We start from the raw sequence: 8,948 nt of genomic DNA, 5'->3' as shown, positions 1-8,948 counted from the left end.
TTACCAGCAGGGCTTTGCCCTGCACCCACCAAGAGGAGATAATCTCCTCCTGGACCTCCATAATAATTTTCTGATTTTCAAATGCGATTGCCCTGATCTCAAGTAAATGTTAACCTTCGGGAGCCAACACTTCGCGCTTGCCGGCTCCATTGGGTGGGCTGATCAACCCCTCCGACTCCATCTGCTCCACCATCCGCGCCGCACGATTATAACCAATCTTGAAAATGCGCTGAATCATGCTGGTACTGACCTTGCGCTCGCGTACAATAATCCGCACCGCTTGGTCATACAACTCATCCTGCTCCTCCCCACCACCCGCAAAACCCCCATCCTCACCATCATCCCCCTCGCCACGCTGAATCAAAACCGATAGATCATAATCCGGCTTGCCCGTAGAGCGTAAATATCTGACCAGATCATGCACCTCGCGGTCGGAAACAAACGGCGCATGAATACGCTGCAAATGCGAGGTGCCAGGCGGCAAGAATAATCCATCCCCCATCCCCAACAGACGATCCGCACCCATGGCATCCAAAATAGTCCGCGAATCAATCTTCGAGGAGACCTGAAAGGCCAAACGGGTCGGAAAGTTGGCCTTGATCAAGCCGGTAATGACATCCACCGAAGGCCGCTGCGTCGCCAATACCAAATGCAAACCGGCTGCCCGCGCCATCTGCGCCAAACGGGCAATCGCTGGCTCTACCTCCTTGCCAACCTGAATCATCAAATCTGCCAGCTCGTCAATCACAATCACGATCAACGGCTTGGTATCCAACGGAATCGGCTCCTCCTGCTCCACCGGTCGCCCAGTCTCGGGATCAAAACCAATCTTGACCCGTCGCATCGGTTGCTCATCCTGCTCAATACACTGCAAAATCCGCTCGTTATAGCCAGCCAGATTGCGTACCCCCAACTCGGACATCAGACGATAACGATTTTCCATCTCGCTGACCGCCCACTTCAACAAATTGGCCGCTTTGCCGACATCGGTTACCACCGGCGCCAACAGATGCGGGATCCCTTCATATATCGACAACTCCAACATCTTGGGATCAACCATCAAAAAACGTACCTGCTTCGGCGTCGCCGTAAACAATATCGAACAAATCATCGCATTCACCGCTACCGATTTGCCCGATCCAGTGGTACCTGCCACCAATAAATGCGGCATCTTGGCCAAATTGCCCACTACCGGATTGCCAAAGATGTCCGAACCCAAAGCAACCGCCAAAGGTGAGTTTACCTTGCGAAAGGTGTCGGAAGATAAAATCTCCTTCAAATAGACCGTCTGCCGAACCTCGTTGGGAATCTCAATGCCAATTACCGTTTTGCCCGGTACATTACCCACCACACGCACCGAGGATACCGAAATCGAACGCGCCAAATCATCCGACAGACCAATCACCTTGGCCGCCCGAACTCCAGGCGCCAAATCCAACTCAAAGGTGGTCACCACCGGTCCAGGCAATACATCGACAATCTGACCCTTGATCTTAAAATCGGCCAGCTTTTGCTCTAAAGTCCGCGCTATCTGCTGCAAATCCTCCCGTGCCGGGCCTGCATGCCGCTGCGGTCCTCCATCCACCAAAATCGATAACGGTGGCAGCTCCGGCTCCGCAACAACCGCTGCCGCAACCACTATCTCTTCCTCTGTCTCTTCCTCAGCCCCTTCCTCAATCTCTTCTGCACTCTCTTCCCATCCGGCATCCATCTCCCGAATCAACTCCTGCCGATCAAAAGCAGGCGCTGAAAATGCTGAAAAACCAACCAAATCACCTGCTTCTGGCAACGGCGGCGCCAGCTCCTCCTCTTGCCTCTCCACAAAAGGCGCACGCTCTGCCATACCTTCCTCTTGCACCAATAGCGGCGTATCCACAGCGAGCTCCAGAGAGGAGTCCGCAGCAATCTCTGCGACCTTTGCGCTGGCAGTGTCTGACTCAGGCTCTGCAGACAGCTCTGGCAGCGACTCAGTGGCATACTCTGCAACCGGAGTCGACTCAACCTCTGGAGCTGCTGTTGGTATAAACATCGCTGCCGGCATTGGCGCTGGCGTAGCCACCTCTTTCTCCGCATCTGCAGTTGGGGAAACTACCGAGGCTGCTGCCGTTGCTGTTACCAAGGGGGCTGCCGTTGCTGTTACCAAGGGGGCTGCCGTTGCTGTTACCAAGGGGGCTGCCGTTGCTGTTACCGAAGGGGCTACGGTCGGCACAACTGTTGGCTTCACTGCCGGACTCTCTGGCCATAACTCCAGTGTCAACGGCGGTCGCACCGCCACCTTCTCCTCTGCACGCCGCTCAGCCACTGCTGGGCTGGTCAACGGCGGAGGCGGCACCCTCTCTGCAGGCTCCTGCTTGGCTTCTTCACTGGCAACCTCCTGATACAGCACAGGCTCCTGCAGCGTGGTCACCGGGCTCTCTTTTGCCGCCAGCAGCGGTTCGATAAAAATCGGCTCTTCTCGCCGATGTCCATGCCACTCTGCTTCTTCCCGCACCACCGCCATGGCTGGCAGTTCTGCCTCCTGCACCACCGCCATGGCTGGCAGTTCTACCTCCTGCACCACCGCCATGGCTGGCAGTTCGCTCTCCTGCCGCAGCGTCATGGGTGCTGCTGTGGTCGTGGGCCCCTGCTCATACTCCTTGGCGGCGCTACTAAACCTCTCACCGCCATGTGCCGCCAAAACCGCCTGACTCAACATCGACAGCTTGCGCTTACCCGGCACGCTGGCTACCGAGTCTCCCCTCTCCGCTGCAGTTGCCGAGGATTCACGCGGTACTGCAGAGGATCCGCCATAAAAATTGGGCTCCGCACCATGCTCCGCCCCCTCTGCTACACCTTTGCTGCCAACCTCAGCACTCCCCTTTTTGCCCCATCGCCCCGCCAAGCCATCCGCCATCCCCAAAGCAGATAAACGCTGCCGCAACACCGCAAAGGCTTGACGCAAACGCTGCTCTGTAACCTCCAAGCCTTGACGCAACTGCGACATCACCAGCGGTCGCATCCGCTTCCAGCGACTGTGCCGAACCGCCATCGGTCCCGATGCCACCTCCCGCACTTGGCCAGAATTTTTTCTCTCTCTGCGCATCTCTTCCGTTTCCACTTCCGCCTGCTGCTCGTGCTGGTGTTCCGCCATCACCTCCCGCTCTGCTCCCTGCGCACGCGGCTCTTGCGCCTCCTCCCTCTTCGCACTCTTCCGAGGCGCTACAGGTAGCGGATCAAATTGCGGCTCCACCATCGCCGTCGGCAACACCTCCCGCTCCACAGAACCAGACCGCCAGCCCTGCCAGAAAGTGCGCACGCGCAGTAAATAACTCCACAATGAAAAACGTATTACCACCATCAAGCTCAGCAAAATCACCGGCAGCAAAATCACCATCACCCCTACCGGACCCAACCAGCGCCGCAACAACTCCGCGCCCATCATGCCAAATAGTCCACCCGGTCCAGCCGGCAAACCTCCCGGATAACCCTTCTCCCACATCAAGGCCAATAAAATCGCACTCGTCAGCAATAACACTATCATCGCGACGATTCGATCCCAATAAAAGGTGGTGATGTTGCGAAACAGTAAAAATCCTACCATTCCAAAAAGAATCACAATGCCAGCAGAAGCATAACCAAAGATTTGCAGCAACGCCTCCGACAAATAGGCACCAAAAATGCCCGCCGCATTGCGTACCACCGCGCCACCCGTCTGATTGAAAGAAGGATCATCGGGATGAAAGGAGATCAAGGTCAAAAGGATAAAGATTGCCACCACAATCAGCGCAATACCAAGCGCTTCAAACAAAACCAACTTGGACCAGGAAACGACCGGCGTTTTGTCTTCAGTCTGCTTGCGACGCGCAGCCATCTTCTTTACATCTCCATTACCAGAGGAATGACTGCAGGACGCCGACCCAAGCGTCGTTTGAAAAAACGCCGCAAAGCCCTCTGCGCCACTTCACGGTGCCCTGCCCCCTCTTCATCAGCAAAATCCAGTGCCTTCGGCCCCAGCAGCAATGCCTTCTCTACCGCATCCTTGGCCTCTGCCAACAAATCCTGATTGCTCTCTTCATAGAGCACCCCGCGCGTCAACAGCTCAGGACGCTGAATGATGCTGTTGCTCGCCTTGTCCACCACCAATACCACCACCACCAAACCATCTTCTGCCAAGTGCAAACGATCCCGCAGCACAATATCTTCGACATCGCCCACCCCTTTGCCATCGACAAAGACCCGACCATGCGCCACTTTATCGACTATACGCAACGAATCCTGCTCCAACTCGGCCAGATCTCCATTCTCCAGCATCACGCTGCGCTCTTCTGCCACACCCATCTGCACCGCCAACTGACTATGGCTACGCAAATGGCGTGTCTCGCCATGAATGGGAATAAAAAAGCGCGGTTTGGTCAAGGCCAACATCAACTTCAGATCCTCACGCGGCGCATGCCCGGAAACATGCACCTCCGGCATGTTTTTCTCGTGCACCACCTGCACACCTATCCCCACAAAATGGTTGATGAGTGTCCAAATGGTCCGTTCGTTGCCAGGGATAAATTTGGAGGATAGCACCACCATATCCCCCTCCTGTACCACAATCTCCCGATGATCCCCCGCCGCAATGCGCACCAACGAAGAGTTGGGCTCCCCCTGACTGCCCGTGGAGATCACCAACAACTGCTCGCGTTGATAACGCCCCATCTCCCGCAGATCCACCAGGCTCTCTCCAGGAATGGTCAGATAGCCCAAGGCCCGCGCCACCGCCACATTGGCCAACATCGAACGACCATTCAAAACCACCTTGCGCCCCACCCGAATCGCCGCATCGATGATCTGCTGAATCCGCTCAATGTTGGAGGAGAAGGTTGCCACCACCAACAAGCCCCGCGCCTGCGGAAAAATCTCGTCAAATACTGCGCTCAATGCCTGCTCGGAGATGGTCACCCCTGGCCGGTTGATATTGGTCGAGTCGGAAAGCAAAGCCAATACCCCCTGCTCCCCCAAATTGGCCAAGGAGTGCAAATCGGTCGCCCGCCCCCCAATCGGGGTATGGTCAATCTTAAAATCACCCGTATGAACAATGGTCCCCAAAGGGGTGGTAATCGCCAAGGCTGCGCTATCGACAATGGAATGGGTCACCTGGATAAAACGGATGGAAAAAGGGCCCAATTGAAAAGCCTGCCGATAATTGACCTGCACACACTGCACCCGGTTGAGCAGATCATGCTCGCGAAATTTGCCTTTCAAAATACCTAAAGTCATGGCAGTGCCATAAACCGGACCTTCCAAATCCGGCCAGATATAGGGCAAGGCACCGATATGATCTTCGTGGCCGTGGGTCATCACAAAGCCAACGATGCGCTCACGATTTTCTGCCAAAAAGCGGGTATCGGGAATGATCAGGTCCACTCCTGGCGTGTCGGGATTGGGGAAAGCCAACCCACAATCCACCACCAGCAATTTACCTGCATATCCATACACCATCAAATTCATACCGATCTCCCCCAAACCGCCCAGGGGGATAATCTGCAACGCCTGCAAAGGGGATTCGCTCAATCGTCTGTCCTAGAGTTTTCTTCGGACTGGGCCCGTTTTTGTTCAATACGGCGTCCGAGCAGGATGGAGATTTCATACATTGCCATCATCGGCAAGGCCAAAAAAATCTGGCTGAAAGGATCCGGCGGCGTCAAAATCGCCGCCACAATAAATACCGCAACAATGCTGTAACGGCGCTTATCCACCAACCAGGCGGTCGATACCACATCCGCCTTGATCAGCAACAAGAGACCTACCGGCAACTCCGCCACCAAACCAAAGGCAAAAATCAAGGTGATTACCAAACTTAAATAGGCGGAAATGGAGGGCAGCGCCTCAATCGTCGGGGTGGCAAAGCCGAGAAAAAATTGAAAAGCCAGAGGAAAAACAAATTCATAAGCCAATCCTCCCCCAATAAAAAAGAGAACCGGCGTCAACAGCAAAAAAGGCAAAAAAGCCTTCCGTTCATCCTCATACAAACCAGGAGCAACAAAACGCCAAAACTGGGTCAAAATGACCGGCACTGCCAAAAATAATCCCGAAAAAAAAGCCACCTTCATATACGTAAAAAAGGCTTCATGCAGGCCAGTATAGATCATCCGCGCATCCGGCCCCAAAATCTTGCGCAATGGTCGCACCAAAAAATCAAAGATAGGTTCAGAGAAGATATAACAAACAATAAAACCTATCATCACCGCCGACACGGAAATAATCAACCGATTGCGCAACTCGATCAAATGTTCCAACAAGGGCATTTTGGCATCAGGATTCTCAGTCATGGCCAACCTCTACCCTTGCACGCTCGGCGCAGAGCCATGGCTCGCCAGCGCCGCTGCACCTGTATTGGTCATACCCGCCTCTCCCGGCGCACTCTGCAGCTCTGCCATTGCCGCATCCGCCACTGCGCGTGGCTCCATCGTCACCTCCAACTCATCAGCCGGAGGATGATACGAACCAGCAGCGGGAGCCAACTCAATCGCTTCACTCTCCACCAGTGGCGCTGTGGACTCAGGTGTTTCTGCCGGATAGGTCGCAGGAGGAGAATAGCTCCGACTGCTTTCGCGAATTCGGGCGTCAAAATCCTCCATATGAATCGCTTCCCGAACCTCACTGACCAGGCGTTGCATCTGCCGAATAAAACGAGCCAAACCTTGGGCTACCTCCGGCAACTTCTCCGGGCCTACTGCAAACAGCGCCACAATGGCAATCACCAGCAGCTCAGCCCATCCCATATCCAACATCTTCGTTTATCCCGTCCCGGTTGCTAATGACCAATTAGCTGTTTTTCTTCACTTCACCCTCAATCGTGGGCCGTGGCGTCGGCTGCGGTTCCGCAACCTCTGCCTCCTTGTTGTCACTCATCGCCTCTTTGAAACTTTTCACCCCACGCCCCAAATCACGCATCACATTGGGCAGTTTGCCGGCACCAAAAACCACCAAAACAATCAACAGGACGATAAACAGATGCCATCCCGAAAAAATTCCCATATCCCTCCACTCCTTTTGCTAGATATACTTAAATGTATTCCCTCTTCCCCGAACAGGTCATACTACATCATGGTGCACCCTGGCGCTAGTCCCGCCATACAGCTCCCAGGGCAATCGCATTTGCACATCAGAAAACTATTATGGAGGTCCAGGAGGAGATTATCGCCTCCTGGTGGGTGCAGGGCAAAGCCCTGCTGGTAATGTGCGGCGTTTCACAAAAGCGAATGCTTAAGCTTTCGCGCACGCCGCACCGATTTGTGCCCCGAAGAGGCACTCTGTGGGAGGGCGGACGCCCGACATACACAGTTTCGCTTGTGGCAACAGTGAGGAAATGGGCAAATGCGCTTGCCCTGTACAGCTCCCCCCCTATGGACGCGGCAAACGACTGCGCGCCTCCCGCAACGCATTCTCCACAGTGGTACGCGACTCAGAACCCTCTGTTAACAATGGCAATAAGCGCTGCCAATACTCCACAGCACGTCCATACTCCCCTGCCCGCGCCGCCAATGCTCCCAACAACCACAACGCATCCGCCTGCTTGTCATCTTGACGCAAGACCCCCTCCAACAACGCTGCTCCCTGCCGCAACTGCTCCTCCAAGCCACTCTGCAACAACAACTCCGCCAAACCAACTGCCGCCTCTATATTCTCCGCCTGACGCGCCAGAACATGCCGGTAGGAGCGTTTTGCCCCCTCTTCATCATCCAAAGTGGCCTGACTGCGCGCCAAATGCAGCCATCCCGCCAGATTGTCCGGCTCCTGTTCCAAACGCTGTGCCAAACGTGCGACCGCCTGACGCAATGTCCCCTGATCCATCTGTGCTGGATTGGCCGCACCGCCATTTACCGGCGCAGACAGACCAGGCGGCCGTCCCATCAATAAATAGAGAACAACCGACACAATCAACAACACCCCTCCCAGCAGCAGCGCCAACCCCTTGCCGCCAGCCGACACTCCCCCCTCCCCGGCAGCAGTCTCGGACGAGACCATGGGAGCCATACGATCCAAACGCAGCATCACCTCCGCCAACTCCCGCTGCAAGGTTGCCTGCACCTCTGCCACCCCAGCCTCTTCTGCGCCCTCCAGTTGCCACTCCTTGAGCTGGCGCAACAACCGCTCTTTCTGTCGGCTCAACTCCAACAACGGATCCTCTTCCAGACCAGGCAATAAGGGCCGGTTGCCCGCACGGCTAAATACCGGCTGCAACACCCAAAACAGCGTCACCAACAACAGCGCCACAAACAATCCCGCTCCAGTCATGCTCTCTCCCATACCTGCCGAAACCATTCTACCTCACCCACACACACTGGAATATCAATGTGCCACTTCTTGAAAACAACAAGGCAAACAGCTCTTCGCTCACAAAACGGCCCTCAACCAGCTCCGGCAGCTCTTCGGCAAGCCACTTTACCACCAACACAGGCAAATTTTCCCGCAACAAGAGTCCTGTACTCTCTGGGTTGGCCAACAAGGCTTTGCATAGCCGATCATAGGGTTGTTGAAGCGCATTCATGCCTCCAGGGTAACAAATCCTCCCCCTCCTGTCATGCACAATTCCCCTATTGCTTTGCCCATTCCTGTACGAAAGCGCTGCCCCTGCCCGTACCCTGCACAACAGGTGCTCTCTTGCCACATTTCACCTGTTCGGCATTTCAAGACAACTTAACAGAAAAAGGCAGGGCAATGGCATTTGCAAATTTCCTCACTGTTGCCACAAGCAAAACTGTGCATGTCGGGCGTCCGCTTTGCAAATTTCCTCACTGTTGCCACGTAACTATTCACCACCTAAAACTATTGCGGGTCCAGGGAGGGCACCTCCCTGGCCGGGTCCAGGGATGGAATCCCTGGGATTTTGCTTTTAATCTTTTGCCTTTGGCGCGCTTTTCAAACCAAGCCGACGCGCTCTTTGCGTCGGCTTAAGCGCCTAATGGAAGCAAGCTGTG

Annotated in this window: 7 protein-coding genes; all 7 read right to left on the bottom strand. The window is 55.0% G+C overall.

What is annotated here, in order from left to right; genetic code table 11:
• Window positions 1–109: 109 nt before the first annotated feature.
• The 7 genes from EJP87_RS18920 to EJP87_RS10950 all read right to left on the bottom strand — a co-directional run bounded on the left by EJP87_RS18920 (window position 110) and on the right by EJP87_RS10950 (window position 8,518).
• Window positions 110–3,850 carry a DNA translocase FtsK gene (locus EJP87_RS18920; RefSeq protein WP_130471920.1) on the bottom strand — a complete coding sequence of 1,247 codons (3,741 nt, stop codon included), beginning with the start codon at window positions 3,848–3,850 and terminating at the stop codon, window positions 110–112.
• Between the two features lie 5 nt (window positions 3,851–3,855).
• Window positions 3,856–5,538 (bottom strand): ribonuclease J, encoded by a 1,683-nt coding sequence (locus tag EJP87_RS10975; RefSeq protein WP_130471919.1) that lies wholly within the window; start codon window positions 5,536–5,538, stop codon window positions 3,856–3,858.
• Window positions 5,535–6,296, bottom strand: coding sequence for a twin-arginine translocase subunit TatC (gene tatC / locus EJP87_RS10970; RefSeq protein WP_130471918.1), 762 nt, complete (start codon window positions 6,294–6,296; stop codon window positions 5,535–5,537). The genes EJP87_RS10975 and tatC overlap by 4 nt, the downstream gene beginning before the upstream one ends.
• Window positions 6,297–6,305: 9 nt before the next feature.
• Window positions 6,306–6,758: a twin-arginine translocase TatA/TatE family subunit gene (locus tag EJP87_RS10965; RefSeq protein ID WP_130471917.1), complete on the bottom strand. Its 453-nt coding sequence runs from the start codon at window positions 6,756–6,758 to the stop codon at window positions 6,306–6,308.
• Between the two features lie 34 nt (window positions 6,759–6,792).
• Window positions 6,793–7,005: a Sec-independent protein translocase subunit TatA gene (locus EJP87_RS10960; RefSeq protein ID WP_130471916.1), complete on the bottom strand. Its 213-nt coding sequence runs from the start codon at window positions 7,003–7,005 to the stop codon at window positions 6,793–6,795.
• A gap of 366 nt (window positions 7,006–7,371) precedes the next feature.
• Window positions 7,372–8,265: a tetratricopeptide repeat protein gene (locus EJP87_RS10955; protein ID WP_130471915.1), complete on the bottom strand. Its 894-nt coding sequence runs from the start codon at window positions 8,263–8,265 to the stop codon at window positions 7,372–7,374.
• A gap of 28 nt (window positions 8,266–8,293) precedes the next feature.
• A complete protein-coding gene (locus EJP87_RS10950; protein WP_130471914.1) occupies window positions 8,294–8,518 on the bottom strand; it encodes an Rpn family recombination-promoting nuclease/putative transposase in 225 nt (74 codons plus the stop codon).
• Window positions 8,519–8,948 lie beyond the last annotated feature (430 nt).

This window comes from Candidatus Magnetaquicoccus inordinatus, assembly GCF_004217665.1.
Classification (GTDB): Bacteria; Pseudomonadota; Magnetococcia; order Magnetococcales; family Magnetaquicoccaceae; genus Magnetaquicoccus; species Magnetaquicoccus inordinatus.
This window is presented reverse-complemented; position numbering and strand designations above follow the sequence as displayed.

What these genes read in the sequence shown, in the direction of transcription:
- EJP87_RS18920 (WP_130471920.1), bottom strand. Translation starts at nt 3,850, where the DNA reads ATGGCTGCGCGTCGCAAGCAGACTGAAGACAAAACGCCGGTCGTTTCC.
- tatC (WP_130471918.1), bottom strand. Translation starts at nt 6,296, where the DNA reads ATGACTGAGAATCCTGATGCCAAAATGCCCTTGTTGGAACATTTGATC.
- EJP87_RS10965 (WP_130471917.1), bottom strand. Translation starts at nt 6,758, where the DNA reads ATGTTGGATATGGGATGGGCTGAGCTGCTGGTGATTGCCATTGTGGCG.
- EJP87_RS10960 (WP_130471916.1), bottom strand. Translation starts at nt 7,005, where the DNA reads ATGGGAATTTTTTCGGGATGGCATCTGTTTATCGTCCTGTTGATTGTT.
- EJP87_RS10955 (WP_130471915.1), bottom strand. Translation starts at nt 8,265, where the DNA reads ATGACTGGAGCGGGATTGTTTGTGGCGCTGTTGTTGGTGACGCTGTTT.
- EJP87_RS10950 (WP_130471914.1), bottom strand. Translation starts at nt 8,518, where the DNA reads ATGAATGCGCTTCAACAACCCTATGATCGGCTATGCAAAGCCTTGTTG.